The sequence below is a fragment of the Corynebacterium sp. HMSC065D07 genome (assembly GCF_001810695.1).
In the GTDB taxonomy this organism is placed as follows: Bacteria; Actinomycetota; Actinomycetes; order Mycobacteriales; family Mycobacteriaceae; genus Corynebacterium; species Corynebacterium hesseae.
In genome coordinates, this window is sequence record NZ_KV802476.1 from 23716 (window position 1) to 49667 (window position 25952).

Below are 25952 nucleotides of genomic sequence, written 5' to 3' on the forward strand. Positions count from 1 at the left end.
ATGTCATGATACGACAGCTGTTTCCTGTGAATGAAGTGAAGCTATGGTCAGGGAACCGGGCAGTCAGCGCAGAGGACGCAAGTAAAGGAGTCCCGCAGAGTTGTTGATTCGGGGGAGTATCGGATCAATCGGATCGGATATCGACGCGCCACCCCCGGTGGGGGAGGTGCTCGTGGCAAAGTGGACGCCGATGAATAAGAACACGAGCCCCCAGTCCAGGACGTCAGCTCGCCCCCGCGCGCATGTGCGTGGACGCGGCGATGGCGCTGAGCGCTCTGAGCGAGGCTACCGGCGAGACCGCCGGGCTCCTGCTGAGCGCATCAAGGGAATTGAATCGGATAAGGCTCGCGCTCGTCGCGCGCAGGCCCCGACGACGTTGCGCGGGCGAATTCGCCGCATGCTTATCGTCGTCGGCATCCCGCACCTCGTCGTGGTTCTGGGCATACTCGTGGTCGCTATCGCCGCGCTCCTCCTCACTAGCTCCCCCTTCGCGTGGCTGAACACCATCGTGGGGGAGGCGTGGATGGTGTTTAACCTGGCTCCAATCCGCGCTGGCGGGATTGATATCGGTGTCCTACCTGTTCTTCCTGCCGCCTTCTTGGCCTGGCTGGTAGGCCGCCGCGTTCGAGCGGCGGTCAAGGACAAGGTGAGTATTAATGACTTGCTTGTCCTGAGCTGCTGCGTGCTGGCAGTGCCGGTGGTTCTGACCATTATTGCGTGGTTGATGCTCTGGGATGCCGGAAAGGTTTACGACGTCTCTCCGCCGGAGTTGTATCGCGTTGTGCCCCGCATGCTCCTTCTGCATGCCGCTGCTCTCATTGGAGGCATGGGCCCGCGCTTGTGGAAGGCCTTGGCTAAGCGCAGCGGAGTTCCCCGCGTATTCGTCGACGCCGCCCAAATCGGCCTGAGCTACCTTGGCTACCTTGGCGCCGCAGGGCTGGTTCTCGTTGTGATTATGTGGGGGTGTGGCTGGTCGCGCCAGGCTGAGATGCTCGCTAGCTATCCGGTTCTCACAGCGATGGGGACCGTGGGGCTTTTCCTGCTAAGTATTCTGTACCTCCCGAATGCCGCAGTTGCTGCGGGGGCGGTGCTGAGCGGCTCGGAACTGCACATTGGTGAAGGTACTAGCGTGAGTCTGTTCAGCGGCCACGTAGTTCCACTTCCGCCGCTGCCGTTGGCCGCAGCCGTTCCTCCTTCCATCAGCTCGTGGTTCGCGGTTCTCTTGGTTGTTCCAGTACTCGCTGCGGTGGCGGCGTTTTATCGTCGCCGAGCGCTGGTGTCTTTCCACGTAGCGCTTGTTGCAACCATCACTGTTGCCGTGTCCTCTCTCGTGGCGTACTACGCCGTGTCCGGCGCGCTAGGCGTGTACGGCTACACCGGGCCGGAGCTGTGGACAGCGGTGGGGCTGAGCTCCCTGTGGTGCCTCGTCGTGGGGTGTGCCTTTGCGACGTCTCAGGCGGTGTCCGCATCGCGTGCTCGCCGCGCTACCGCCCCGGCTGCTGAGGCAGAAGCCCCCGCGGCTGCCGAGGAGACGACGACAGACTCCACCGACACTGCTCAGCCGGAGCAGGATTCTGCAGTGCTTGGCGACGCCACCGCTGCCGAAGCGGAAGAAGCAGAGACTGACGCGGAGGAATCCAACCCCGACGAAGAAAGCGAAGCCGAGGCCGACGCTGAGGACGAAATAGAGGACGAGCAAGAGGGCCAGACTAAGGAGCAAGCTGAGGCGCCAGCTGAGGAACAGGTCGAAAGCCAGACTGAAACCGACGTAGTTGACGCAGAAGTCGTGGACGTAGAAAGTGCCGAAACCGAGGCTGAAACCGATGAGACCGCTGAAGCCACGGGGAAGCTCGACACAGACGCAGAGGAACACCAAGAAGCTGAAGGCCCCACAAAAGAGTAAAAATTCCGCGGTTCACGGCGGTAGCGGCTAGGCTGTAGCGCGTGACTACACCGCATCAGCCCGCTGCTATTGCCCACCTCAACGTTGTTGTTCTGGTTTCCGGAACTGGCTCGCTATTGCAGGCCATCGTCGATGGCCAGGATGAGCATTACAGCGTCGTGAAAGTCATCGCGGACGTGCCTTGCCGGGGCATTGAGCGCGCGAGGGCGGCGGGAATTGCCACCGAAGTCGTAGAGATGGGCGCTGACCGTGCCGAATGGAACCAACGTCTGGTTGCCGCAGTGGATGCTGCGCAGCCAGACGTTGTTGTTTCTGCAGGCTTTATGAAGATCTTGGGCAAAGATTTCCTGGATCGCTTTGAAGGTCGCACCATTAATACCCATCCAGCGCTTTTGCCTGCCTTCAAAGGCGCGCATGGCGTACGCGATGCGCTGGCTTATGGTGCCAAGGTCACAGGCTCGACCGTCCATTTCGTTGATGCCGGCGTCGATACCGGCTCCATCATTGCCCAGGAACCCGTCCGGATTCTGGCAGAGGATGATGAGGCCAGCTTGCACGAGCGCATCAAAGTGGTCGAAAGAGAACTTATCGTTAGCGTTCTCCGCGCGGCGCGCGTGGAGGGCGAAGCACTCAGCATTCAGCTCTAATTAATTCATTACCGCAAGGAAGGCTTAAGTCCCCGTACCATGAGCGAAGATCGTAAGAACATCAAGCGCGCGCTGATTAGCGTTTATGACAAGACCGGTCTAGAAGACCTCGCCCGGTCCCTCGATAACGCTGGCGTGGAGATTGTTTCCACCGGTTCCACCGCGAAAAAGATCGCAGACTTGGGCATTGACGTCACGCCCGTCGAGAAGCTCACCGGCTTTCCAGAGTGCCTTGAGGGCCGTGTGAAGACGCTGCACCCCCGCGTGCATGCGGGAATCCTGGCGGATACCCGCAAGGACGATCACCTCAAGCAGCTTGAGGAGCTGGAGGTAGAGCCCTTCCAACTCGTCGTGGTGAACCTGTATCCCTTCCGTGAGACGGTGGCCTCCGGAGCCGACTTTGATGGCTGTGTCGAGCAGATCGATATCGGCGGCCCGTCCATGGTGCGCGCGGCCGCCAAGAACCACCCCTCCGTTGCTGTGGTTGTAGACCCTGCGCGCTATGGCGAGGTCGCAGACGCCGTGGTCAACGGTGGCTTCACGCTGGAACAGCGCCGCGGCCTAGCCCGCGATGCCTTCCTGCATACCGCTGATTACGACGCCGCGGTGTCTGCGTGGTTCGTCGATCAGCTCAGCGAGGGCGAGGAGACCACCCCGCTGCGCTACGGCGAGAACTCGCACCAGTCCGCGACCGTGACCCGCATCGGTGCCAAGGGACTGGCCAATGCGACGCAGTTCAACGGCAAGGAAATGAGCTACAACAACTACCAGGATGCTGACGCCGCGTGGCGCGCCGCCTGGGATCATGAGCGCCCGTGCGTGGCAATCATCAAGCATGCCAACCCGTGTGGCATCGCGGTGTCTGACGAGTCCATCGCGGCTGCTCACCGCGCGGCCCATGCCTGCGACCCGATGTCCGCATTCGGCGGCGTCATCGCTGTGAACCGCGAGGTCACCGTGGAGATGGCGGAGCAGGTCAAGGAGATCTTCACCGAGGTCATCGTGGCCCCGTCCTACGAGGAGGGCGCCATCGAGGTTCTTAAGGCCAAGAAGAACCTCCGTGTGCTGCAAGCTGAGTACGAGGCTCCGCAGGTGGAGCGCAAGTACATTTCCGGCGGTGTGCTCACCCAAGAGCCGGATACCTACCAGGCGGAGGGCGATAACCCGGCCAACTGGACGCTGGCTGCGGGCGAGGCCCTGAACGAATCCGATCTAGCGCAGCTCGAGTTTGCTTGGCGCGCCGTGCGTGCGGTGAAGTCCAACGCCATCCTGTTGGCTAAGGATAATGCCACCGTGGGCGTGGGCATGGGCCAGGTCAATCGCGTCGACTCCGCCAAGCTCGCGGTTGAGCGCGCCAACACGCTGGCCGACGGCACCAACCGCACCGAAGGTTCCTTCGCTGCATCGGACGCCTTCTTCCCGTTTGCGGATGGTCTCGAGGTTCTCCTCGATGCCGGTGTCAAGGCCGTGGTTCAGCCGGGTGGTTCCATTCGCGATGAAGAAGTCATCGAGGCCGCTAAGAAGGCTGGCGTGACCATGTACCTCACCGGAACCCGCCACTTCTTCCACTAGAGCCTGAACCAAAGCGTTCCAGCAAACTTCAACTGCCCTAGCTGACGAATCTAGCCGCGTAATTCGACGCGGAAGCGCAAGATTTGGCGGCTAGGGCAGTTATGATCTCAGTTTCTTAAGCGCCCGTGATGGTCATAGGCGTGGTCGCAAGCGCGGCCGTCGAGGTTGGCTCGGAGCTTGTACCAGTCTGCTCCGTATTGGATGATTCGCGGCCCCAGATAAACCACGCGCCGACGCCAAGGACGACAGCCAGGATGAGGAGCAAAGCAATCAGCGCCGCGATGGCGCCGCTGAAGCGCCCTGTGCCTTTCGGCGGGGTAGGAGCGGCATAAGAGTTGGGCTGGGGTGGATTTGGGGGTGTTGGCGCGCCACCACTGAACGGCTGCGGGGCGGGGCTAGCGGGGTGCCCACCGAACGGGGGAGTGCTTCCGAATCCGCCGCTCGGACCATTTGTGCCGCCGGGATGGCCCGGGCGGCCAAACCCGGGAGCAGGTGAACCGAAGCCGGAGGAACCGGAGTCGCGTGGAGGGGTGCCCGAAGGACCAGTAGGAAATGACATGGCGGGAGATCAGCAACCTTTCCGTGCACAGGAAGTTAGAGCATCGAGATACCTCTAACAATCTAAACCCTTAAGCACCGTCCGTGGGGACTTCAATGGAAGCTCGTGGGAATACTCCCCAGTGGGGCAGGAAGCGCTGGCAGCACAGCAGAGCACACACTGTGCAAAGCGCGAGTAAAGACGTAAACGCTGCGCAGAGAATTGTGACTGTGCAAAGATAGGACAGATAGAAAACGCCTATTGGCAATTGCAAACGTCACGATCTACGGAGGCTTCGGTGACTGATTCAGATCGCAATCATGGATTCGGCGCGCATCCCCAGCAGGGAAACGGCAGCCAGCCACAGCCTTCTCATCAAGAAACCCACCCGGAAACCGCGGATTTTGAAGCCCCGCCAACACAACAGCGCCCAGTACAGCCCCAGCAATACCCCCAAAACATGGGAAATAATCCGGGCTACTCGCAATCGGGTGAGCACAACTACTCAAATCCTTTTGCTCCCTCCGGATCCCAGGGCCAGTATCCTCAGCAGCAGCAATTCCCCACGCAACAGTTCCCGCCCCAGGCGGCGCCGCAGGACGGATTTGGCCAGTACGATCAGCAGCCGGCTGCCTATGCGAATTCCTATGCACAGGACGATGCCGGAAACCATGGTTCCTCTAATTCCGGAAAGCTTGTGCTCATCGGCGTGCTGATCTTGGCAGTAATCCTCGTTATTGCCGCGTTGGCCTACCTCATTTTCTTTAAACACGCTGACTCAGGATCCCAGGCTGAATCGCCCCAGGCGCCAGCCCAACTCACCGAGCAGAATGAGGGTCCACAAGACAGCACTTCAGCTGCGGAGGAACCTGAGAAGACCTCAGAGCAGTCCACGACGACCTCCAAGGCGCAGAAGCGCCCCGAGCACCCTGACCTGCCCGCGGGCGCTATCCCGGCGAACGACGCCGCGCGTAACAACGAGCCCGGCGGCAACTTCAACAGTGTCTATCGCGGCACTGAGGTGACGACGGAGCCGTTCGCCAACTCCGTGCGCGATGAATACGTCAAACACTACGTCGATACCCACGAGTTTGACGCCACGATTAGGGCTTTTAGCCCGAAGACCAAGCTGTTCTACACCATGGATTGTTCCGATAACGGCGAGTATGTGACCTGCACTGGCGGCAATAATGCGGTTGTATACATCCTCTAATGTGTAAGCGAGTATCGATGAAATTCGGAACACGACCAAGCCGCACGCATGAACACCCGCGACGCCGGCCGGCGGCACTGGCAGCGCTGGTGGGGATCGCGGTGGCGTCGCTCAGCGCCTGCACCATTGGGGACGTCTCTCAGCCGGAACCAAGTGCTCCAGCAAGCAGCCCGCAGCCTTCCCTTCCTGATTCTGGATCCGGCTCGTCCGCAAGTCCTGCCCCTGATTCCATCCTCGACAAGGAACCATCCGTGATTAAGGCCACCGACCTTCAGGAAGCCGTCGACGCCATCGCCGCCGACAACCCAGGAACCGGAATCGCGGTGGCTGGGTCACAGACCGTCGCGGCTGCCGGCATCACCGACCCGCGGCCCGCATGGTCCACGGCGAAAGTCCCCCTGGCCATCGCCGCCGAACGCGCCGGGGTAGCGGATCCGGACGCTGTGTCTCGAGCAATTACTTTTTCCGATAACGCTGCGGCAGATTCTCTCTGGGAAGCCCTCGGCGGGGGAGCGCAGGCGGCACAGGCTACCCAGGAAATCATCGGAACCGCCACCGTTCCCGCCACGCCACCGCGCCCCGGGTTTAGCGCCTTCGGCCAAACTCAGTGGCCGGTGTCCGAGCAAGCAAAATTCGTCGCCGCGCTGGGATGCCAGGAAGGCGCAGATCCCATCCTCGCGGCCATGGGTGACGTTGATCCGGCACAGCAGTATGGCCTTCGCACCCTCGACGGGGCGGTGGTGAAGGGCGGCTGGGGGCCTGCCGAGGACGGTTCCTATGAGGCCCGTCAGATGGGGCTTATCACGCTAGGTGGACACACGGTGGCGGTGGCAATTTTTGCCGCAGCACCATCCGGTGATTACGGCGAAGCCCAGCAGATGCTCACCCGACTAGCCAGGCAATTAGAAACCGCTCAGGTGGAGTGGCCGGACGCGGGATGCCAGCAGGGAGCTGTCTAAAAGCCCTAGTGCGGTTCCTAGTGAGGCCAGTAGTCCTCGAATTTTCCGGCCTCCCCGTCGATGTCATAGTCCGTACCCCGGATGTTGAGCACGGAGCCGGTGTCATCCCCGCTGGTGGGATCGAGGATTGTGGCGCTAAAGGAGCTTCCCTCACCGCGCGCCGGACCAAAGGCAGCACCGCTGGACCAGACTCCGCGGTAGAAAAGGGAGTCCTGCTTTTCGCAGACCACAATGTGCGAATCGGGATCCGAGCCATGGGCAGCGAAAACCATGCTCTCGCCTTGCTGGCAGCGTGCCTCTGGGTAGTCGGACCATCCGGCCGCGGTGAGTCCTTCGGGGACATCGGCAGCATCAGGATTGAGAGAAGTCTTCGGCGCCTGCTCATTTGCAGTTTCCTCGTCGTCAGCTGTTCCTTCTTCTGCGGCCGTCTCCTCCGGCGCAGCCCGGCCTACGCGGGTGGGTTCCTGCTCCGTTGCGCTGCCGGCTTCGGGGCTTGCCTGGCTGGTGGAACGGACATCATTCCAAATCACGATTCCGGCAATCAGCAGTGCGATAAGGATCGCAATGGCGCAGATGATCGGAACGAGGTTGCGTTGCTCTGACTGGGGCCGTTGAGTCTGGCCCGACGCCGGCGTAGGGGGCTTATGCGCGTAATGGTTAGTGCCAAATCCTGGGGTGCTCATAGGGTCCTTGGAAAACAGTAGAGAACTACAGGTAGCATATCTGGCTCCGCACAACCAGACGGAACTGCGGGGTAGCACCCTCCATTTGGGGGCGATGGGACATGGCAACCTCAAGCCTTGCTATGCATATGGTGCAATGGGGCGGTGACTAATTCCTACTTCGTGCAATGGCTTACCCAGCAAAAGCGGTATACCACCGTGTACCTGCTGGGCGAGGGCGGCATGGGGCAGGTTTTTCATGCAACCGATCCGGACCTGTCCCGTGAGCTCGCGGTTAAAGTGCTGCTGGATGATGTTCGGGATGAGGCCTCTCGAGCCCGTTTCCACAACGAAATGAAGGCTCTCACCAGGATCGGTAGCCACCCGGGGGTGGTTCAGTTCTATTCCAAGGAGTCGACGCCGCGCGGGGATGACGTGATGGTCATGGCGTTCATTGACGGTGGAACCTTGGCGCAGGCGATCCGGGAACGAGCCAACAAGGGGAGGGGATTTACGGTCGCCGAGGTGGCGTACTACCTCAAACCGATTGCCGCGGCGCTGGACTATATGCACCACGAGCTGCACCCCGGGTGGGTGCATCGGGACATCAAGCCCGCCAATATCTTGCTGCGCAAAAACCCGGGCAGCCTGCCGCCGGCTGTGCTGAGTGACTTCGGGATCAGTATCGAGGAAGGCCAGTCGCGCCTGACCAAGGTCGGTCACATCGTGGGTACCGAAAAGTATTTGGCCCCAGAGAATAACGGCCATGCTTATGGTGATGATGACATGTCGGCGCGCGCGGACGATTACTCGCTGGCGCTTATCGCTTTCGAGATGCTCACGCTTCACCACCTCAAGGACACGATGCCGCGCAGCGAGTGGGAAGGACAGCGCCGTATCCCGGATCTGTCCAGCGATGCCTTCGCCGTATTCCTTGCAGAAGACACTGCTCGCGTTGCCTCGGAGCTACAGACCGTGCTGAACAAGGCGCTCAACAGCGTGCCCATGCAGCGCTATGCGCGGGCCCAGGATTTCATCGCCGCGCTTGACGACGTCTCCCGTTCCCGCCCCTCCCAGCCCGCTTCCGGCCCTACTTCCTCTGCCCCGCGTAGCGCCCCAGCCCTGCGCGGCGCCCCAGCCCCGCAGCCTTCGTCGCAACCAGAGCAGCCGCGGAATGAACGAAGCACTGCGCGGACGGGACAGTTTGGCCAACAGGGGCAATCACCCCAGCGTTGGCCGGAGCCCTCCGCCTCCTTTGGGTCCATGGATCGGGCAAGGCCAACTGGCTTCGTCGCTCCCTCTAATCCGATCGCGTCTTCGGGAACCGTGTCACCCTCCACACCAGTTACCCCGGCGATGCCAGGGTCTACGGTGCAACGACGGTCTACTCCTCAACGGGCAACCCGCAAGCCGGCCGCGAAGGATAATTCGAATGCCCTCATCATCACGGTCACCGTCGTGGTCATCATCCTTATTTTCATAGTGACGTGGGCTATCGTGGCCTAGCCCCAGCTGAATTGGGCTGTGGCTTAGCACGCCGAGACATAGTGAGAGCCGCTACACTGAAGGGCACTGTTTGAAGGCGCCTCGCCGACATACCCGGCGAAGAGCGCGAGTTGTCCAGCCCTACGGAGGTGTCTATGAGCCAGCAACAACCACGCCCGCCGCAGAACGCACCGCGGGGGCCCAGGCTGCGCATCGATGACCTGATCGGCGGCGTGAAGGTTATTTCCCCGGGTGAGGAAGTCATCGTCGGCCGCGCCGGTGACTTCCGGGTGGGTGAGGAGGACCTCAGCCTGCACCGCCAGCTCTTCCAGCTGTGGTATGGCGGCCAGGGGTGGATGATCTGCAACGTGGGCAGTCACATCCCGCTGCGCATAGAGCTACGTGGGGTCAAAGGATTTTCGCGCATTGACCTCGGCCCCCGCTCGGTCGCGGCGGTACCCCCAGGGCCATCGAGGGTTACCTTTGAGACGCCAGAATGCCCCTACGAGCTGTATATCGACGTAGAAAACAGCAACTATTCGCGCCGTACCAAGCGCGAGCAGGACGTTGATGAAGAGCGCACACGCACCCGTCACGTGCCCAATGATGAGCAAGAAGAGCTGCTGCGCCAGCTAGCCAGCTACCTCAAGAAGCCGGGCTCCACCGACGCCGATATCCCCTCGGTGCGCGACATTGCTGAGGCGCTGGGGTGGACCGAAAAGAAGACGAACCACAAGATGGATCGCCTCGTCGATAACCTCCGCGCTGACGGCGAAAAGGCCTACAAGCCTTATAAGACCTTCTTGGCGCACTACGCCATTCGACACGGCCGCTAGCGGGCCGACCTCTTGCGGTCCGCGGCGGCCGCGGCGGCGGAAGAAATAGAGTCGTTGCGGTTCTTGAGCAGCTCCAGGGTGGTCGCCTCGGCGTCGTCGGGAGGGGTGGCGCCGAGGACTGCTAGGGCGGCGTCGGCAAGCATGGCGGACTGCTCCGGCACGCGCTGCGAGGCATCAAACGGTGCGTTGCCATCATTGGGGCGCATTTCAATGACGGAGAGCGCGATGTGGAAGGGGAGCTCGATGCGCGGATCGTCCTCGCCCACAATTCCTGCGGCGGCAGTACGGAAGTGATCCTTGAGGCGGTCGCGCTGCTCGTGATATTCACCGAATTCGGGGGAATTAGCCACCGGCAGCTGATAAAGGCGGCCGACGTTCCACGCCGAGGTCAAAAGCAGGCGAGATTCGGCTGCTACCAGTGACCACAGGCGCTGCGCCGGCGCGGCATCGGAGGCCGCAAGCTCATCCGCCAGCTCCAGCGAGGGTTCGATGGTGGAATTCAGCAGAGTGAGGAAGATATCCGTCTTCGAAGGAAAGTGATAGTACAGCGAAGCCTGACGGATGCCGACGGCATCAGCAATTTGGTGCGTGGAAGTTGTAGCAAAACCCTGGGTGGTAAAAAGCTCGGATGAGGCATCCAGGATTTCTTCGCGCGCGGTATTACCCCGGCGGCGTGGGCTATTCTTCCGTGGCCTGCCAACGCTACCTGCCATGAGGCGGACTCCCTTCGATAATGTTCAAGCAATAACTGACGGCAAATCAGTAATCGTACACTCCGCCGCAAACGGCGATTGCTAAAGCTCAGCTTTCACTACTGCCAACCACATTACCGTGCCGAATCATGATGGATTCAAAGGCAGCGGAGACTGTGCGGCACGCCGATCCATAGGCGGTGCGGTCCAGTGGAGGCAGATCCCCGAGCACGACACTGTGCTGGACGACGCCCTCGTACCACCGCCCCAACTCCAGCGCGATGCCCGTGCCCCAAGCGAGACTCAGGCCCTCCGCCTCCGCGGTGGTGAGCAGCTCACGCTCCACGCCGATGGCAAGACGGTCTTGGGTGGGGCGGGGCGCTGGTGCTGCCCAACGCGCGATGGCAGAAATGGGCGCCAGCAAAGAAAAACGAATTGACACATCGGCTAAACGATCGGGAAGCCCATCCACGAGCTTGAGCGGTGCTGGGCGCTGTGACACAGCCTCGGCGTAGAGCTCCTCCTCGCCGCCAGACCCCAGTGGGCGGCCAGCATCGGCACGGGTTGATGCGCAATCCTGTACCGCGCCGCAGGTCAAACCGGCCTCGGTGATGACCTTCGCTAGCTGTTCGTCAGTGCCTAACCACGTGATGGGTAGTGAGGGGAGGAGGTCGCCGCGGGCAGCGGCGCCGGTGAGGCGAACCGGGCTGGCGAGGCCTGGAGAACGGATGATGTCCGTGACCACGCGAGAAAACCACGCAGCGAGTTCCACACCGTCTCCCCGGTGGGCAGTTGCGTTGCGCACCAAATCCTGCGCTTCTTCTAGCAAGCCGCGTGCATGGGCGGGGGACTGGCAGTGGGTAGCGAGTTCGCTGAGGTCTGTGAGTGATTCGTGCAGTGGCATAAAGGCTTAAGTTCCCTTTCCATCAGGGGCGTTCTAACCCTTCAATGTAGCACTCGGGGGTGCCAGCTCTGGCTAAGACAGGTGCGGTGCACGATCCCCAAGAGGACAGCGGAAAACGAAAGCCGCCGCCTACCATGCCCCTTAAACGGGGAGGTAGGCGGCGGCTTAAAAGCTCTTTTGTCCTGTCCTAGTGAGTCACGAGTACAGCGGCAAAAGTGCGCTGTTGAAACCAGCTAGTGTTTAGCGGGACGTGAACGGCAGGAGAGCCATTTCGCGAGCGTTCTTGACGGCAGTAGCAACCTGGCGCTGCTGCTGCGGGGTCAGACCGGTGACGCGACGGGAGCGGATCTTGCCACGATCGGAGATGAACAGACGCAGGGTCTTGATCTCCTTGTAGTCAACCTTCTCAATGCCCTCGGCCTTGAGCGGGTTCTTCTTCGGGCGACGGGTCTGCTCCATACGGAACTTCTTGTGATTATTACGCTTGACAGCCATTGTATGGGTACCCCTTTACCAGCTGGACTTGCGAACGCCCGGCAGCTCACCACGGTGAGCCATGCCGCGCATACGGACACGGGACAGACCGAACTTGCGGAGGTAACCGCGCGGACGTCCATCGGCGGAGTCGCGGTTACGGACGCGGACGCGAGCAGCGTCGCGCGGCTGACGGTTCAGCTCGAACTGCGCCTCGAGGCGCTCTTCGTCCGGGGTGTTCGGGTTCTTGATGATTGCCTTGAGCTCAGCGCGACGCTCCGCGTAGCGGGCGACGATTTCCTTGCGCTGCTCGTTCTTGGCGATCTTTGACTTCTTAGCCATAAATTATCGCTCCTCGCGGAATTCGACGTGCTTGCGGACGATCGGATCGAACTTCTTCAAGGTGATGCGATCCGGGTTGTTGCGCTTGTTCTTACGGGTCACGTAGGTGTAGCCGGTGCCCGCAGTGGACTTCAGTTTGATGATTGGACGGATGTCATTACGTGCCATCTTTAGATCTTCTCCCCACGTGCGCGAATCTTGGCCACGACGGACTCGATGCCGTCACGGTCGATGATCTTCATGCCCTTGGTGGAAACATTCAGGGTGATGGTACGGCCCTCAGAGGGCAGGTAGTACCGACGACGCTGCACGTTGGGGTTCCAACGGCGCGAGGTGCGGCGGTGCGAGTGCGAGACCTGCTTGCCGAATTCCGGCTTGCGGCCCGTTACCTGGCAAATAGCCGACATGGGTCTTCTTTCTCCTAGCCGCCCACATCGAAAGCGACTAACGGAGTGCCTATATCCGCGGTGAGGCGCGGCGCTCTAAAAAGTGAGGTTGAGCAGGAGGCTTAATCCGTTGAACACCAGTTGATGGGGCGTAAAACGATTACTTTGACAACAGCAAGGGGAAATCTTACATGCCGCGGCCTGTAGAACCTAATCACCGCTGTCGTGCAACCCGGCTTTGATACCTATTATCCAAGCGCCATTTCCGTCGAAGGTGCTGGCGGGGTGATTGTTTGTGCTTGCCGTTGCGTTGCTCTGAGGAGTATGAACTGCGGCGATTTCGATTTTGATGCCTGCGGCCTGTAGGATGTTTCAAGTTGTCGGCGCGAGCCGCACGTTTGTAAGTATAGAGACCCAACTCGGGCACGATCCTTTCACGCTCTCACGCGTCACGGAAGGAACCGACCCGTAGTTCAACCCTGAGGGAATCGACATATGAAGAAAGACATCCACCCGGATTACCACCCGGTGGTCTTCAAGGACGCCGGTACCGGCCACTCCTTCCTGACCAAGTCCACCGCTACCTCCGAGCGCACCGTTGAGTGGGAAGACGGCAACGAGTACCCGCTCATCGTCGTCGACGTGACCGCTGAGTCCCACCCGTTCTGGACCGGTGCGCAGCGCGTTATGGATACCGCTGGCCGCGTTGAGAAGTTCAACCAGCGCTTCGGTGCAATGGCTCGCCGCAAGAAGAAGAACGCGTAAGGAGGATAGGAAAAGATGGCAACTCCTAAGTTTAAGAAGTCCCGCGCGAACACCCACTCTCGCCGTTCCCAGTGGAAGGCTGACAATGTCGCCCTCCAGGAAGTCACCATCGACGGTCAGACCGTGCGCATCCCGCGCCGCCTGGTCAAGGCTGCAAAGCTTGGCCTGGTTGACGTCGAGCAGTTCTAAGGCCTCTTAGGTCTTCAGTCTGTGACTGTAGCCCCGAAGATTCACCGCTTTGAGTGAATCTTCGGGGCTTTTGTCGTGCGCATGTAGTGCGCGCTCGCAGTGCTCCCTGATTGCTAAGGCGTGGGCCGCCGAGGCGGTCTTGAATTTTTTGGGGAAATTAGCGGCCTAAGGGGGTATAAGGGGGCGAAAGAATGCGGCCTACTTCGTGAAAACGTCCTAGATAGGACATAATTGAGATTATGAAGATTCTTGTCGTGGATGACGAGCAGGCCGTACGTGAATCGCTTCGGCGCTCCCTGAAGTTTAATGGCTACGAGGTTGTGTTGGCCGCCGATGGCGTTCAGGCTGTCGAGATGGTTCACAGTGATAACCCCGAGCTACTGATCCTCGATGTGATGATGCCGAACATGGACGGCCTTGAAGTCTGCCGCACCCTGCGCAGCGAAGGCTGGGACCGCCCCATTCTCGTGCTGACGGCTCGTGATGGCGTGTCCGATCGCGTTGCAGGTCTCGATGCGGGCGCCGACGATTACCTGCCCAAGCCATTCGCTCTGGAGGAGCTTTTGGCTCGCGTGCGTTCTTTGGTTCGGCGTGCCGCCGCGGACTCCATCGGGACGAAGCAGCCGGTTGAGACGCAGCTAAGCTTCGAGGACCTCAAGCTTGATGCAGATACGCGTGAAGTTACTCGCGGCGACCGTCCAATTTCCCTGACCCGTACCGAGTTTGCTCTCCTGCGCTTGTTGATGGAGAACCCCCGCAAGGTTCTCTCCCGCAACACCATCTTGGAAGAAGTGTGGGGCTATGATTTCCCCACCTCCGGAAATGCGCTTGAAGTGTATATTGGCTATCTCCGCAAAAAGACCGAGGAGAATGGTGAGCCGCGTCTTATCCACACCGTGCGCGGTGTTGGCTATGTCATGAGGGAGGCTATCGCGTGATTTTGCGGAGGCCCGCGCCTGATGCGGTGCCTTCTGAAGACCTGGATACCACTGCGTGGTTAGGCCGCTCAGGCCGACGCGGCTGGGCTTCACGGGCGCCGCTTCGGTGGCGCCTTTCTTTGGTTACCGGCGTTGTTGTCGCCTTCTCCGTGGCAGTGATGACGTTTGTGACCTATTGGCTTGTCGCGGCGTCGATGACGGCGAGCGTCGATAAGCAGCTTATTCAGCAAGCCGACGTGCTCATACAGCAGGCGCAGGATCCGGCCTTCGTGGAGAACATCGACCAGGAAATTTCCTCATTCAAGCTCTATAACCCCTCGACTCGAATCTCAATCTCCCCACCGTCGGTGGCGTTTGCATTTGGTGACGCACTGCCCGTGGGCGGCGATTTTAAGCCCGACGGGGACACTATGGAAAGCTCCATCCGTACTTTGGGCGGGGAGCGCGTGCTGGCTAAGCATGAGGACGGCGGGACCACGGTAGTCCTGGCTAAGGACCTAGGACCGACCGAGGAAATCGTTTCCGCGGTGGGCTCGGCTCTGCTCATCATCGTGGCGTTCGGCGTGCTGCTTTCCGTTTTTGCGGGAATGGTGGTGTCCAAGACCGGCATGGAACCCATCGCACGCCTCAAGCGCGCGGTAGATTATGTGACGCAGACTAATGACTTGCGGCGGATTGCGGTGGAGAGCAATGACGAGATGTCGCAGCTGACGGTGTCCTTCAACCGAATGTTGTCTGCCCTGCAGCATGCGCGCGTGCAGCAATCGCAGTTCGTGGCAGATGCCGGCCACGAGTTGAAGACGCCGCTAACTTCCATGCGTACCAATATCGAGCTGCTCATGATGCTGAATAAATCCGGCGGCGGATTCGGCATCAGTGAGGAAGATCGTCGCGACTTGGAAGACGACGTGATGGCGCAGATGTCGGAGTTGTCGACCCTGATCGGTGATCTCGTGGACTTGGCACGCGAAGATGCCACTGAGAAGGAACCGGAACCTGTCGAGCTGCACGAGGTTCTGGAGAATTCCCTTAACCGTGCCAAGCGCCGGCGCCCTGACGTGGACTTCCGCGTGAGGTTTATTCCGTGGATGTTGGATGGTGACCCATTTGCCTTGGGGCGTGCCACGCTCAATCTCATGGATAACGCCGCGAAGTGGTCGCCGCCGACGGGTACCGTGCGCGTTTCCATGCGGCAAGTGGCAGAGGACAAGGTGCGCCTGCGTGTGGATGACTCGGGCCCCGGTATCGCGCCCGAGGAGCGCGACAAGGTGTTTGAGCGTTTCTACCGTTCGGCCGAAGCTCGTGCAATGCCTGGTTCCGGACTAGGCTTGGCCATCGTGAAATCCGTCGTTGAGCGGCACAATGGAGAGATCACCATTAAGGATTCCGCGGACGGTGGAACACGCATGGAGGTTATCCTGCCGGGGTATCCCACCGAGGGGGATGCCATGGTGGATGGACTGGAAGAAATTCCGAACGAGTTTCAGCCAGAATCCTTCGATGCGCAAGACGCAGAGGAGACATCTCAGGAGCCAGCCGAGGAGCACTCGGAGAACCCGCACGACCGGGGTCATATCTTTGCGGAGCGGTGGTTTAACCAAAGCTAGTCTTCCAAGTATCGCACCAGTTCAGAGCGTACAGGAAATGTACAGCTTTTCCTAGCACACTGGCAGAGCAGAGACAGATACACCCCAGCGCGATGGTGCACACTACCTGACATGAATATGAGGAATTCGAACATGGATAATCCCATGGATACCCCGCAGAACTCTGATGGACGGGGACAAGCACAGCAGCAGGGCGGGGCGCCTTCTGCGGGAAGCTCATCAAACGGCTGGAATCAGCCGCGCTCGGACTCGTGGGCACAGGGAAGGCAGCAGCAAGCGCCCTACGGCGCACAGGGCGGGCCGGGAAGCCCATCGTCGTTTGGTATTCAGCCCTCTCAGGCTCCAAGCGCAGGACAAGCACCGTATGGTGGCTCAACCTATGGCTTCGGTCAGCAAAGCCAGGTGCGACAAAGCACAGCGCAACCATATGCAGGACAGCGCTTCGCTGGTCAGCAAGGCGCAGGCGCACACGTCGTGGAGCCGGGAAGCGAACCGAAGAACAAGCGCAAAGTAGGAATGGGCACCGCGTTGGCGATGATGCTTGTTGCAGCCATTGCGGTTGGCGGCGTCACCGGTGCCGTGGTTGGCAAAGCAGGTGACGATAAATCCTCCACCTCGACGGTCAACGAGGTTCTCGAGCGCCAGCCGGTGGCCAATAGCACCGGTAACGAGCCGGCCGCCGGCTCTGTGGAGGACGTAGCATCGAAGGTTCTGCCGTCGGTGGTGTCGATTTACTCCATGACCCGCTCTGGCGGTGCCGAGGGCTCCGGTTCAATTATCTCCCCAGATGGTTATGTGCTGACCAACCACCACGTGGTTGCTGGCGCGGATCAGGGAGGGAGGCTCGAAGTGACGATGAATGATGGTTCGCGCCATAGCGCTACGTTTGTCGCGTCCGATGCGACGACAGACGTCGGGGTCATCAAAATCGACGACGTCAGCGATCTTCCTTTCCTCCAGTTTGGTGATTCGGACGCGGCCGCAGTGGGGCAGGAGGTAGTTGCCGTTGGCTCCCCGCTGGGGCTTAATGCCACGGTGACGTCCGGAATTGTGTCGGCTAAGAACCGCCCAGTGCGTGCGTCACAGGAAGGTGGGGAGTCCTCGCTTATCGACGCCATCCAGACCGACGCAGCCGTCAACCCCGGTAACTCCGGCGGTCCCCTGGTGGATATGGAAGGCAACATCATTGGCATGAACTCGATGATTGCCTCGCTATCTGGCGGTTCGAATGCCGAAGGCGGCTCCATCGGCCTGGGCTTCGCCATCCCCTCAAATTTTGCTAAGCGGATGGCTGATGAACTCATCAATAACGGCAAGGTCAAGCATCCCACGTTGGGCGTTAAGGTCCGTGCGCAGAGCGATACCCTTGGCGCGGAAATCGTTGATGTGGAATCTGGCAGCCCGGCTGATAAGGCAGGACTGAAGTCCGGTGATGTGGTCACTCGCGTCAACGACCGGCTCATTGAAAGCTCCGATGCCCTGATTGCAGCAACCCGCTCGCAGGAATTTGGGGCAACCGTGACACTGGAAGTTAAGGGCCGCGACAACGAAGACGTGAGAAAGGTAGAGGTAACGCTGGCGAGCGAGTAAGTTTACAAATACTCGGGCGGTGCGCAAGCACCGCGTGAATACCGCACCCTGACACCTTTTTAAGCAACTACTTCCGGAAGATTCCGTCCCACCTTTAAGGAGAACCTCCGTGGCAGACAACACCGACGCAACTGAGCTGTTGGGGCGCGATGCCTCACACGAACTTGATGATGTTACCGAGCCCGATGACGCCTTCCTCATTGCGAGTGAGCAAGAACAAAGCGTTCAGGCGCCGCGTCGCGCGCTCGTCGTGATCGTTACCGACCATCCAGATGAGGCAACGGAGGACACATCGCGTTTGGCAGGTGAATTGCTGGCCGAAGCCGATTTCACCTTCGACGGCGCAGTGATTGTTCGCTCCAAGAAATCCAAAATCCGGCAGGCGATTGAAACCGGTGTGGTCGGGGGAGTTGACCTCGTACTGACTATCGGTGGCACGGGCGTTGGCCCCCGCGATAAGACCCCTGAGGCAACTCGCGCGGTGCTGGATCAAATGGTTCCGGGCGTGGCGCAGGCGCTGCGCTCTTCCGGCCAGGCATGCGGCGCGGTGGATGCCTGCACCTCCCGCGGTATTTCAGGAGTGTCCGGATCGACGGTAATCGTCAACGTGGCTTCGTCCCGCGCGGCAGTGCGCGATGGTATGGCAACGTTGACTCCCTTGGTGCATCACCTCGTCGATCAGCTGCAGAAGTCCAGCGTCTAATGGCTGATTCCGCACCACGTGCCCGCCGTCGTCGTGCTCAGCGCCCGTCGACCGCTCAGAATTATGACCGCAGCTTCGACGTGCCCGGCGGGCCAGTATCGCAGGCGGCTGGTACCTCTGCTGGGGCTGGCGCCGATGAGCTGCGCATCGTAAGCCTTGATGGCAACAGCGAAGACGAAGTCACCGGTGAGGCTTTCTACCGCGAGAATATGCCGCCGCACTTTGGTACTACGCAGTAGCGCGTCGAGGGCCTAGAGCGCATAAGGAAATCCCGCAGAGCTTCAGCATTGTGCTGGCTCTGCGGGATTGCAGGTTTTGCTTGTGAATTAGAAGCTGGAACCTGGCTTCTCAGCGGTGGTGCCACCGTTCTCAGCAGCGAGCAGGTCGCGGATCTCAGCGAGCAGCTGCTCGGCGGTCGGAGCCGGCTCCTCCGGGTCAACACCCTGGCGGCGCTTAGCGTGCTCGGTGACGGCATTGAGCGGAGCGACAATGACGAAGTAGATGACGGCAGCGACGATCAGGAAGTTGATGAGTGCCGTGATGACCGCACCAAAGTCAAGGAAGGTCTCGGGATTGTCGGTAATCGCGAAGCCCAGGCCACCGAAGTCCGGGGAACCGAAGGAGTTGATCAGCGGCTGGATGAGGTGGTCCGTGATGGAGGTAACGATTGCGGTGAATGCAGCACCGATGATGACGGCCACGGCCAGCTCGATGACGTTGCCGCGCAAGATGAAATCTTTAAAGCCCTTAAGCATGGGAATATGTCCTTTTCTGCGGAGTAAATGCTTCTTCGGTAGTGCGCGGCTGCGGCGCAGCGCGCGGTGAGAGAACCAACGCTGTTCAATGAGGCGGTACCTAGCACGTGATGAGCCGGAAGGGGCCGAAAGGAGCGAGATTCTTGAAGCGGTAGGAGTGCCTGATTAGGAAGAAGCATCGGGGGAAATTGCTGGAATAGAAAAGACCACTGTTGAGCGCTCACAGCATGCGTTGCCACGACGTTGTGAGACAGGAAAGACACACAAACATTAGCGCCTGAGTGGATGCGCCCATACTAGGCAGAGATTGTTGGTGGTGGCAACATCCCGCGGCACCATTGATGCGCAAACGCGGCGATCTTCACAGTGTCATCTTAATTGTGGGCACGGTCGCCCACGATGACGACCGTGAGCGGTTGCGCAAGGGAAGCGGCAGCGACGTCCTCGGCCGCCTCGGCGGGGAGGGCAACGAGCAGCGATTGTGTGCGTGCATCATCTCCGCCTGTTCCCACCGACACGACGCGAGCGCCACGGGCAATAGTCGTTCCGCGTGCGGGGGCGGTACCGTCGGGCCCATCCTCGACCGTGCCGACGATATTGACCGTATCTCCATGGTGGAGATTACGAGAAATCTCCGGCTCAGCCAGCGTAAGCGGGATGAGGTGGCCGTTGTCCATACCGAAATCTGCGACGAGATCTGAGCTGAGTAGGCGAGTTGTGGTCAAGATTTCGCCAGCGCTCGCGGCCGCTACCAGCACGCGTCCCACGGCATCCTCTGGGTTATTTCCCAACGCCGTGGCGGGAAGAGCGGAGGAGGGGACGCGGGCCACGGAGACATCGCCAAGCGCTAGCGTCTCCCCGGCCGCCACGTCCCGGGCCATGACCACGACGCGGGGCTGCTCACGCGTGGAAGCGAGCGCACTGGCCGCGGCGGTCACGAGCAGGACAGCTGCGATAACGCGGCGCAGGAACACGCTGCGGCGATGTCCCGGGGTGCGCAGAACATGTAGAAAATCCATACCTTCTTAGACTGCGCGTGGCGCCGCGTGGTTCCCGGGCGGGGCCCGAAAGCGATTAAAGCCAGCGCAACCCGCGCTCGGTCAGGACGCCATCGACTGGACGGTCGTGCTCATCGAAGGGGACATCGCGGATCTCGCTGGAATGCACCAAGGCGACGACAGGCGGGCGCCCAGTGGGGAGAGGCGTGAGCGCGCGGTCGTAATACCCTGCCCCCTTGCCCAAGCGCATGCCTGATTCGCTGACTGCCATCGCGGGCGCGAGGATGAGATCGAGCTGGGCCAGGATTTCGCTGCTGTGGCGCTGGCCGACGGGCTCCGCAATCCCCAGCGCCCCCGGGCGCATGGCCTGTGGGCCGGTATATAGCGTCCACAAAAGCTCCCCGTCTGCACCGGAAATAGGCAGGTAAACCTCTTTGCAGAGCTGCGCCACGGTATCCACGAAGCTGGGCCCGCCCGGCTCTGTGCCCAGTGGGTGGTAGGCGGCAATGCGCATCGCGGGAGTCAGGAGCTCTCTTACACCAGCACCCCACGCGGCGTTGTCGTCGGCTCGCTGTTCAGAGGTGCGTTCGCGGCGGGCGCTAAGGAGTGAGGCTCTTAAGGCGTCCTTGGGGGAGGTCGTCATGGTTGTTAATCATAATGTGAGGGCGTAGCGCAGCGCAGGAGAGCGGTGGGTGCATTGTAAAGTGGAACTTATGGCTATTGCACATGAGGATTCCCACACCGGGATCGCTACGGTCGTTGTCCCCGCTGCTGGCATGGGCACTCGCTTCCTGCCTGCCACCAAGACCGTGCCCAAGGAGCTGCTCCCCGTCGTTGATACGCCGGGCATCGAGCTTATTGCGGAAGAAGCCGCTTCGGTTGGTGCTCAGCGCCTCGCGGTGATCACCGCACCAAACAAGCAAGAGGTGATGCGACACTTCGAGGAGTTTCCGGATCTGGTTGAGACACTCGACGCCCGCGGCAAAGACGAGCAGGTTGCTAAGGTCAAGCGCGCCGCCCAGCTGATCCACCCGATTTCGGTGGAGCAGGAAAAGCCGCTGGGCCTGGGCCACGCGGTGGGCCTGGCGGAATCCGTGCTCGAGGATGACGAGGAATTCTTCGCCGTTATGCTGCCGGATGACATTGTTCTGCCCGCCACCGTCATGGGGGAGATGGCCCGTGTTCGCGCAGCTCTAGGCGGCAGCGTGCTGTGCGCCTTTGAGGTCGCGCGCGAGGAGACCTTTAACTACGGCGTGTTCGACGTCGAAGACACCGACGCGCCGGGAGTGAAGAAGGTTGTGGGCATGGTGGAGAAGCCGGATCCGGCTGATGCGCCGTCCAACCTTGTGGCCACGGGGCGCTACCTGCTCGACAGGAAGATCTTTGATGCGCTTCGCCGTATCAAGCCGGGTAAGGGCGGGGAGCTGCAGTTGACCGATGCCATCGAGCTCCTCATCAAGGAGGGACACCCAGTTCACGTCGTAGTCCACCAAGGCAAGCGCCACGACCTTGGCAACCCGGGCGGTTATATCCCAGCCAACGTGGACTTTGGTCTGCGCGATGAGAAATACGGTCCCGCGCTCTACAAGGCGATTAAGAAGATTGTGGAGGATTACGAAGAAGAAAACGGGCTGAAGGGCTAAGTCTTGACGCACCAAGCGCGCTAAGCTCTACTCCAGTAACTTCCATCCCTTTAGGCCCCACATACCCCAGAGCAAAGGTAGGCGGTACATGCGTTCGGTCGATGACCAGATGGCGTTCATTCTTGATGCAGCGATGACTCCGGAGCCGGTACGCATCGCCATCGCGAATGCGCTGGGTCTCAAGTGCGCGGAGGAGGTGCAGGCTAATCAGCCGCTGCCGGGCTTCCCGCAGGCGGCGATTGATGGCTACGCCGTGCGTGCCGTGGACGTCGGGGGAGAAAAAGCCCTCAAAGCGCGCACTCGCCACGACGCTGAGGATGCGGATGCTCCTGCTTCGGAGACTGAGATTGAGCGCTCGCTTCCGGTGGTGGGGGAGGTTCCGGCAGGCTCGCGCCAGCCTTTGCGTTTGCAGCCTAAGCAGGCGGTGCGGGTGTATACGGGCGCGCCTTTGCCCACGCTTGCCGACGCCGTCCTTCCCCTCGAGTGGACCGACCGCGGCCGCAAGCGCGTGACCTCACACCGGCCAGTGCGCTCGGGAGACTTCGTGCGCCGTGTGGGCGATGATATCCAACCCGGCGATGTGGCAGTGTCCTCTGGAACTGTCTTGGGACCGGCGCAGATTGGCCTGCTCGCGGCGGTGGGGCGCTCGAAGGTGCTGGCGTACCCACGCCCGCGCGTGACCATCGTCTCTTACGGCAAGGAGCTTGTCGACGTCGACCGTGAGCCCGGCCTGGGTCAGGTCTTCGACGTGAACTCTTACTCACTCGCAGCGGCCGCGAAGGAGGCCGGCGCGGACGTGCACCGCGTGGGCATTGCTGCCGGTGAGCCGCGCCGCGTGCGGGAGGCCTTGGAGACTTACCTGGCGCGCAGCGAGGTGTTGGTGATTTCCGGTGCCGTGGGTGGTGCGGGCGCGGATGAAATCCGCGAAGTCCTCGATGAGCTGGGGGATGTCGATACCACTCGTGTGGCAATGCACCCCGGTTCGGTCCAAGGTTTTGGTCTGTTGGGGGAGGAGCGCATCCCTACCTTCCTGTTGCCTTCGAACCCCGTGTCTGCGCTCGTCATCTTCGAGGTTTTTGTGCGCCCGTTGATTCGGTTGTCCCTAGGCAAGCGCAGCGGTCAGCGTCGCGTCGTACGCGCACGCGTGCTCAACCACATGGAGTCCCGCCCGGGCCGTCGCGGATACATCCGTGCCCGGCTGATGCGTGACGCCGAGACCTCCGATTACCTAGTGGAAGGGCTAGGTGGCGCGGCGGGCGCGCCGGCACACCTGCTCGCCGGGTTGTCAGAGGCGAACGCGATGATTCGCATCCCGGAGGAGGTCACCGAGATCCGCCCGGGAGATGTGGTCGACGTCCTCTTCCTGACCCAACGAAGCTAGCCGGCAGCTACGCACGCCATGCTTGATCCTTTTGGTACTGCCGCAGGGAGGTTTTCCACCCCCGCCAGCGGTGAGGCTCACCCCGAGCATCCGGGGTGGCCTGAGGCGACCCCTGCTGTGCGGCTGCGAGGTTCCAGCGTCTTCCCGCACGGAGCGACGGTGCGCCTGCGCCCGCTGTTGCGTCGGGATGGTGAGGCGTGGCGGCAGCAGCGCATGGCGGATCGGGATTTTCTTAAGCCCGTGGAACCTACGCTGCCGACGTCATGGGATGCGGCGCATTCGCAGTCTGCGTGGTGGAATCACCTGATGTTTTTGCGCGATTCTGCCCGCGTTGGAACGGTGGTGCCGCTCGTCATTGACGTCGATGGGCAATTTCGAGGCCAATTGACCCTGGGAAATATTCAGCACGGAGGGGTCAGTGAATGCTGGATCGGCTATTGGGTCCATTCCGGGGTACACGGCGCCGGCGTGGCCACCGTTGCGTGCGCCCTCGGCGTGGACCACGCTTTTTACCGAGTGGGGCTGCACAGAGTCACCGCCACCTACCTGCCGGAGAACCCTGCTTCGGGCAAGGTGCTACACAACAATGGCTTTCGGGATGAGGGATTTCTGCGCCGCAACTTACACATTGACGGCGCATGGCGGGACCACCACTTCTTGGCGCTCAATCGTGAGGATTTTGCCTCGAGCGCGGTGGAGCGCCTGCACGCGGCGGGGCGGATCCTCGGTCTCTAGATCGCGCTTGGATTAGTTCAACTACCTCTATTTTCACTTAAGTAACAACCTTGTAATTTATGGGCTCGTTGATGCCCATGGAGCCGGTGTGGGCGGCTAGAGTAGGGGCCTAGTTATATTCCCTTTTCGTCGACCCCTGAAAGTGGGACACAGCCGCATGATGACTGCCGTGCCGATCATTCTCGTAATCGTGTTGTGGCTCTTCATCCTCGCCCCGTTGCTTTTGCGTTCGCAACGTCCGATGAGCCACACGGGTGAGGCCTTTGAAGAGACCCGCGTGCTCTTCGAAGGTGATTCCGGCTCTGTGCCGGGCCGTCGCAAGCCGCGCCTGGGCAAGGAAGATATCCGCCCGCGCGCCCAGGCAGGAACGGGGGCTGCAGCGGACGAAGCGGAGTACGAGCTGGTGGAGGCCGAAGGCGTAAGCGAGGATTCGCAGTCCTCCCGCGCTGAAACCGCTACCTCTGACCAAGCTACTTCGGACGTCGCGGAGACGATTGACGGCGAGGTTGTTGAGGAAGACGCCGTTGAAGAGGACTTCGAGCTCGAAGCGGAGCCCGCCCACGTCGCCGAGGCCGAGCAGGAAGCAGGACAGGACACCAAGGACGTTGAAGCAGATGCTGCTGAAGTGTTTACAGCCCCAGCAAATGCTGAGGTGGCGGAGGATGCTTATGACTTCGATGACGCCTACACTTCTCCGGTCGATTTGATGTACCCGGGTGCTATTGACGCTGTGGAGGAGGCGCCGACGACGCCCAACGCCGAGGATTCAGATGGGGCCGATGATGCTCCCGACGCGGAAGAATCCACGGCGGCGGAAATCGAGAGTGCTGATGCCGCGGAGCTGAACGCCGAGGACTCTGAGGCCGGCAGCAGCGATACCGAGCTGTCTGAGGACGAGCTCGCCTTCGCACAGCGCCGCCTTGGCCGCGGCGGATGGGATCCGGTGAAGGAGAAGGAAGCTTCTGCCACGCGTTACCAGCGCCGTCAGCGTACGCTTATCGGATTGGCGGTAGCAGTGGTAGCTACGGTATGCCTCGGCATCGTCGTGGGTGGATGGACGTGGTGGCTGGCGGCTATCGCTGGTGTTATGACCACGGTTTACCTGGTTGCGCTGCGCGCCCAGGTACGCCGTGAACGGGAGTTGTTGCGGCGCCGCATTTACCACCTACGCCGCGCCCGCCTGGGAGTGCGGAACGCGGAGAACCCCGCCGAGTCGCTTCCGCCGAAGCTGCGCCGCCCGGGCGCGCTCATCCTGGAAATCGATGATGAAAGCCCGGACTTTGACTACCTTCCGGTGTACTCGGAGGATGATTCCGACGGTGGGTTTGACGGTCCTCATCCCACCCCGCGTCAACGGCGTGATGATTTGGCGGAGCGTCGAGTTGGCTAAGCGCTGTGTTGGCTGAGCGCTAGGCCGGCCACACACCGGATGTACCGCGACGGTGCGAGCCCACGAGGTGGGCATCGACCATGCCGATGGCCTCCATGAGTGAGAAGCACGTTACTGGGCCGACAAACTTGAACCCGGCCTTCTTTAAAGCCTTGGACATGTCCAAGGCTTCTTGCGTGTATTTAGGGATGTCTTCTTCGCGCTCCGGTGCGATGGTCTCTTCCGGCAAGAAGCTCCAGATGAACTCATCGAGTCCGCCCTGCTCTCTTAAGGCCACCGTGGCCTTCGCGTTGGCGAGTACCGCATTGATCTTGAGGCGGTTCCGGATGATTCCAGGATTATTCATCAGGCGCTCCACTTCCTCCTCGCCGAAGCTTGCCAGAAGGTCAGCATCAAACCCCACGAAAGCGGCGCGGAAGGCTTCGCGTTTGCGCAGAACGATCTCCCAGCTCAGCCCAGCCTGGAAGCCCTCCAAACAGAGGCGCTCTAGCAGTGCGGATTCCTCATGGATGGGCATACCCCATTCGGTGTCGTAGTACTCCTTGAGGAGTGGGGAGGTCATTGCCCAAGCAGGGCGGCCGAGCCCCGCGGAGTCAAAAACAAGTCTCGTATCGTTTGCCATCTGTGTACTAGTCATGCCTTTTT

The 25952-nt window shown here is 60.9% G+C and carries 30 protein-coding genes; 18 read left to right on the forward strand and 12 right to left on the reverse strand.

Features of this window, described 5'->3' with window-relative positions:
- Positions 1-190: 190 nt before the first annotated feature.
- The 3 genes from HMPREF2760_RS11650 to purH are packed head-to-tail and all read left to right on the forward strand — an operon-like array spanning position 191 to position 4122.
- Complete coding sequence (locus tag HMPREF2760_RS11650; protein WP_246818499.1) at positions 191-1903, forward strand: cell division protein PerM; 1713 nt, start codon at positions 191-193, stop codon at positions 1901-1903.
- Positions 1904-1944: 41 nt separating this feature from the next.
- Positions 1945-2550 (forward strand): phosphoribosylglycinamide formyltransferase, encoded by a 606-nt coding sequence (gene purN, locus HMPREF2760_RS11655; RefSeq protein ID WP_070520680.1) that lies wholly within the window; start codon positions 1945-1947, stop codon positions 2548-2550.
- A 39-nt stretch (positions 2551-2589) separates the two neighbouring features.
- The gene (gene purH, locus HMPREF2760_RS11660; RefSeq protein WP_070520683.1) at positions 2590-4122 is read left to right on the forward strand and encodes a bifunctional phosphoribosylaminoimidazolecarboxamide formyltransferase/IMP cyclohydrolase; all 1533 of its coding nucleotides are present in this window, start codon (positions 2590-2592) and stop codon (positions 4120-4122) included.
- Between the two features lie 115 nt (positions 4123-4237).
- Here purH and HMPREF2760_RS12650 read toward each other — a convergent pair whose 3' ends face one another.
- Entirely contained in the window at positions 4238-4681 is a 444-nt protein-coding gene (locus HMPREF2760_RS12650; RefSeq protein ID WP_232755556.1) for a hypothetical protein, read from the reverse strand.
- A gap of 277 nt (positions 4682-4958) precedes the next feature.
- Here HMPREF2760_RS12650 and HMPREF2760_RS11665 point away from each other — a divergent pair, with 277 nt between their 5' ends.
- A complete protein-coding gene (locus HMPREF2760_RS11665) occupies positions 4959-5873 on the forward strand; it encodes a hypothetical protein (protein ID WP_070520686.1) in 915 nt (304 codons plus the stop codon).
- On the forward strand, positions 5873-6832 hold the full coding sequence (locus HMPREF2760_RS11670; RefSeq protein WP_230310895.1) for a serine hydrolase: 960 nt from the start codon (positions 5873-5875) through the stop codon (positions 6830-6832). Before HMPREF2760_RS11665 ends, HMPREF2760_RS11670 begins: the two co-directional genes overlap by 1 nt.
- 17 nt (positions 6833-6849) lie before the next feature.
- Here the strand turns inward: HMPREF2760_RS11670 and HMPREF2760_RS11675 are convergent, their stop codons facing one another.
- Positions 6850-7515 carry a hypothetical protein gene (locus tag HMPREF2760_RS11675; protein WP_070520688.1) on the reverse strand — a complete coding sequence of 222 codons (666 nt, stop codon included), beginning with the start codon at positions 7513-7515 and terminating at the stop codon, positions 6850-6852.
- 144 nt (positions 7516-7659) lie between these two features.
- Between HMPREF2760_RS11675 and HMPREF2760_RS11680 the strand changes: the two genes are divergently transcribed.
- Entirely contained in the window at positions 7660-9000 is a 1341-nt protein-coding gene (locus HMPREF2760_RS11680) for a serine/threonine protein kinase (RefSeq protein WP_070597472.1), read from the forward strand.
- 134 nt (positions 9001-9134) lie between these two features.
- Entirely contained in the window at positions 9135-9815 is a 681-nt protein-coding gene (locus tag HMPREF2760_RS11685) for a DNA-binding response regulator (protein ID WP_118781208.1), read from the forward strand.
- Here HMPREF2760_RS11685 and HMPREF2760_RS11690 read toward each other — a convergent pair.
- From HMPREF2760_RS11690 to rpmB, 6 genes are all read right to left on the reverse strand, one after another.
- Entirely contained in the window at positions 9812-10528 is a 717-nt protein-coding gene (locus HMPREF2760_RS11690) for a TetR/AcrR family transcriptional regulator (RefSeq protein WP_070597474.1), read from the reverse strand. The two genes, HMPREF2760_RS11685 and HMPREF2760_RS11690, sit on opposite strands and share 4 nt — an antisense overlap.
- An 88-nt stretch (positions 10529-10616) precedes the next feature.
- A complete protein-coding gene (locus HMPREF2760_RS11695) occupies positions 10617-11411 on the reverse strand; it encodes a hypothetical protein (protein ID WP_070597477.1) in 795 nt (264 codons plus the stop codon).
- Positions 11412-11651: 240 nt separating this feature from the next.
- On the reverse strand, positions 11652-11906 hold the full coding sequence (gene rpsR, locus HMPREF2760_RS11700) for a 30S ribosomal protein S18 (protein WP_010187626.1): 255 nt from the start codon (positions 11904-11906) through the stop codon (positions 11652-11654).
- 15 nt (positions 11907-11921) lie between these two features.
- Positions 11922-12227: a 30S ribosomal protein S14 gene (gene rpsN, locus HMPREF2760_RS11705; protein WP_010187625.1), complete on the reverse strand. Its 306-nt coding sequence runs from the start codon at positions 12225-12227 to the stop codon at positions 11922-11924.
- 3 nt (positions 12228-12230) lie between these two features.
- Complete coding sequence (rpmG, locus tag HMPREF2760_RS11710; protein ID WP_010187624.1) at positions 12231-12395, reverse strand: 50S ribosomal protein L33; 165 nt, start codon at positions 12393-12395, stop codon at positions 12231-12233.
- A 2-nt stretch (positions 12396-12397) separates the two neighbouring features.
- Positions 12398-12634, reverse strand: coding sequence for a 50S ribosomal protein L28 (rpmB, locus tag HMPREF2760_RS11715; protein ID WP_005279911.1), 237 nt, complete (start codon positions 12632-12634; stop codon positions 12398-12400).
- Between the two features lie 474 nt (positions 12635-13108).
- On the opposite strand from rpmB, the gene HMPREF2760_RS11720 reads away from it, so the two are divergent.
- The 7 genes from HMPREF2760_RS11720 to HMPREF2760_RS11750 all read left to right on the forward strand — a co-directional run bounded on the left by HMPREF2760_RS11720 (position 13109) and on the right by HMPREF2760_RS11750 (position 18644).
- Positions 13109-13378: a type B 50S ribosomal protein L31 gene (locus HMPREF2760_RS11720; protein WP_070520710.1), complete on the forward strand. Its 270-nt coding sequence runs from the start codon at positions 13109-13111 to the stop codon at positions 13376-13378.
- 15 nt (positions 13379-13393) lie between these two features.
- Complete coding sequence (gene rpmF / locus HMPREF2760_RS11725) at positions 13394-13567, forward strand: 50S ribosomal protein L32 (protein ID WP_010187615.1); 174 nt, start codon at positions 13394-13396, stop codon at positions 13565-13567.
- 239 nt (positions 13568-13806) lie between these two features.
- Positions 13807-14505, forward strand: coding sequence for a response regulator transcription factor (locus HMPREF2760_RS11730; protein WP_070563351.1), 699 nt, complete (start codon positions 13807-13809; stop codon positions 14503-14505).
- Positions 14502-16112 carry a HAMP domain-containing sensor histidine kinase gene (locus HMPREF2760_RS11735; RefSeq protein ID WP_070597479.1) on the forward strand — a complete coding sequence of 537 codons (1611 nt, stop codon included), beginning with the start codon at positions 14502-14504 and terminating at the stop codon, positions 16110-16112. Before HMPREF2760_RS11730 ends, HMPREF2760_RS11735 begins: the two co-directional genes overlap by 4 nt.
- A gap of 111 nt (positions 16113-16223) precedes the next feature.
- Positions 16224-17702: a S1C family serine protease gene (locus HMPREF2760_RS11740; protein ID WP_070597481.1), complete on the forward strand. Its 1479-nt coding sequence runs from the start codon at positions 16224-16226 to the stop codon at positions 17700-17702.
- Between the two features lie 109 nt (positions 17703-17811).
- Complete coding sequence (locus HMPREF2760_RS11745) at positions 17812-18405, forward strand: MogA/MoaB family molybdenum cofactor biosynthesis protein (protein WP_070597483.1); 594 nt, start codon at positions 17812-17814, stop codon at positions 18403-18405.
- Positions 18405-18644, forward strand: a complete 240-nt coding sequence (locus HMPREF2760_RS11750) for a hypothetical protein (RefSeq protein WP_070520730.1) — start codon at positions 18405-18407, stop codon at positions 18642-18644. The genes HMPREF2760_RS11745 and HMPREF2760_RS11750 overlap by 1 nt, the downstream gene beginning before the upstream one ends.
- Positions 18645-18731: 87 nt before the next feature.
- Here HMPREF2760_RS11750 and mscL read toward each other — a convergent pair whose 3' ends face one another.
- The 3 genes from mscL to HMPREF2760_RS11765 form a co-directional block, all read right to left on the reverse strand.
- Positions 18732-19160 carry a large conductance mechanosensitive channel protein MscL gene (gene mscL / locus HMPREF2760_RS11755; RefSeq protein WP_070597485.1) on the reverse strand — a complete coding sequence of 143 codons (429 nt, stop codon included), beginning with the start codon at positions 19158-19160 and terminating at the stop codon, positions 18732-18734.
- 374 nt (positions 19161-19534) lie between these two features.
- Positions 19535-20179, reverse strand: a complete 645-nt coding sequence (locus tag HMPREF2760_RS11760) for an SAF domain-containing protein (protein WP_070597487.1) — start codon at positions 20177-20179, stop codon at positions 19535-19537.
- A 55-nt stretch (positions 20180-20234) separates the two neighbouring features.
- Complete coding sequence (locus HMPREF2760_RS11765) at positions 20235-20801, reverse strand: 5-formyltetrahydrofolate cyclo-ligase (RefSeq protein WP_070597489.1); 567 nt, start codon at positions 20799-20801, stop codon at positions 20235-20237.
- Between the two features lie 70 nt (positions 20802-20871).
- Between HMPREF2760_RS11765 and HMPREF2760_RS11770 the strand changes: the two genes are divergently transcribed.
- The 4 genes from HMPREF2760_RS11770 to glpR all read left to right on the forward strand — a co-directional run bounded on the left by HMPREF2760_RS11770 (position 20872) and on the right by glpR (position 25307).
- A complete protein-coding gene (locus tag HMPREF2760_RS11770) occupies positions 20872-21801 on the forward strand; it encodes a UTP--glucose-1-phosphate uridylyltransferase (protein WP_070520743.1) in 930 nt (309 codons plus the stop codon).
- An 88-nt stretch (positions 21802-21889) separates the two neighbouring features.
- On the forward strand, positions 21890-23182 hold the full coding sequence (gene glp, locus HMPREF2760_RS11775; protein ID WP_070520746.1) for a molybdotransferase-like divisome protein Glp: 1293 nt from the start codon (positions 21890-21892) through the stop codon (positions 23180-23182).
- Between the two features lie 18 nt (positions 23183-23200).
- The gene (locus HMPREF2760_RS11780) at positions 23201-23917 is read left to right on the forward strand and encodes a GNAT family N-acetyltransferase (protein WP_070520749.1); all 717 of its coding nucleotides are present in this window, start codon (positions 23201-23203) and stop codon (positions 23915-23917) included.
- 160 nt (positions 23918-24077) lie between these two features.
- Positions 24078-25307 (forward strand): divisome protein SepX/GlpR, encoded by a 1230-nt coding sequence (gene glpR, locus HMPREF2760_RS11785; RefSeq protein WP_338025100.1) that lies wholly within the window; start codon positions 24078-24080, stop codon positions 25305-25307.
- A 19-nt stretch (positions 25308-25326) separates the two neighbouring features.
- On the opposite strand, the gene HMPREF2760_RS11790 is transcribed toward glpR, so the two are convergent.
- Positions 25327-25944, reverse strand: coding sequence for a DNA-3-methyladenine glycosylase I (locus tag HMPREF2760_RS11790; protein ID WP_083299262.1), 618 nt, complete (start codon positions 25942-25944; stop codon positions 25327-25329).
- Between the last annotated feature and the right edge of the window lie 8 nt (positions 25945-25952).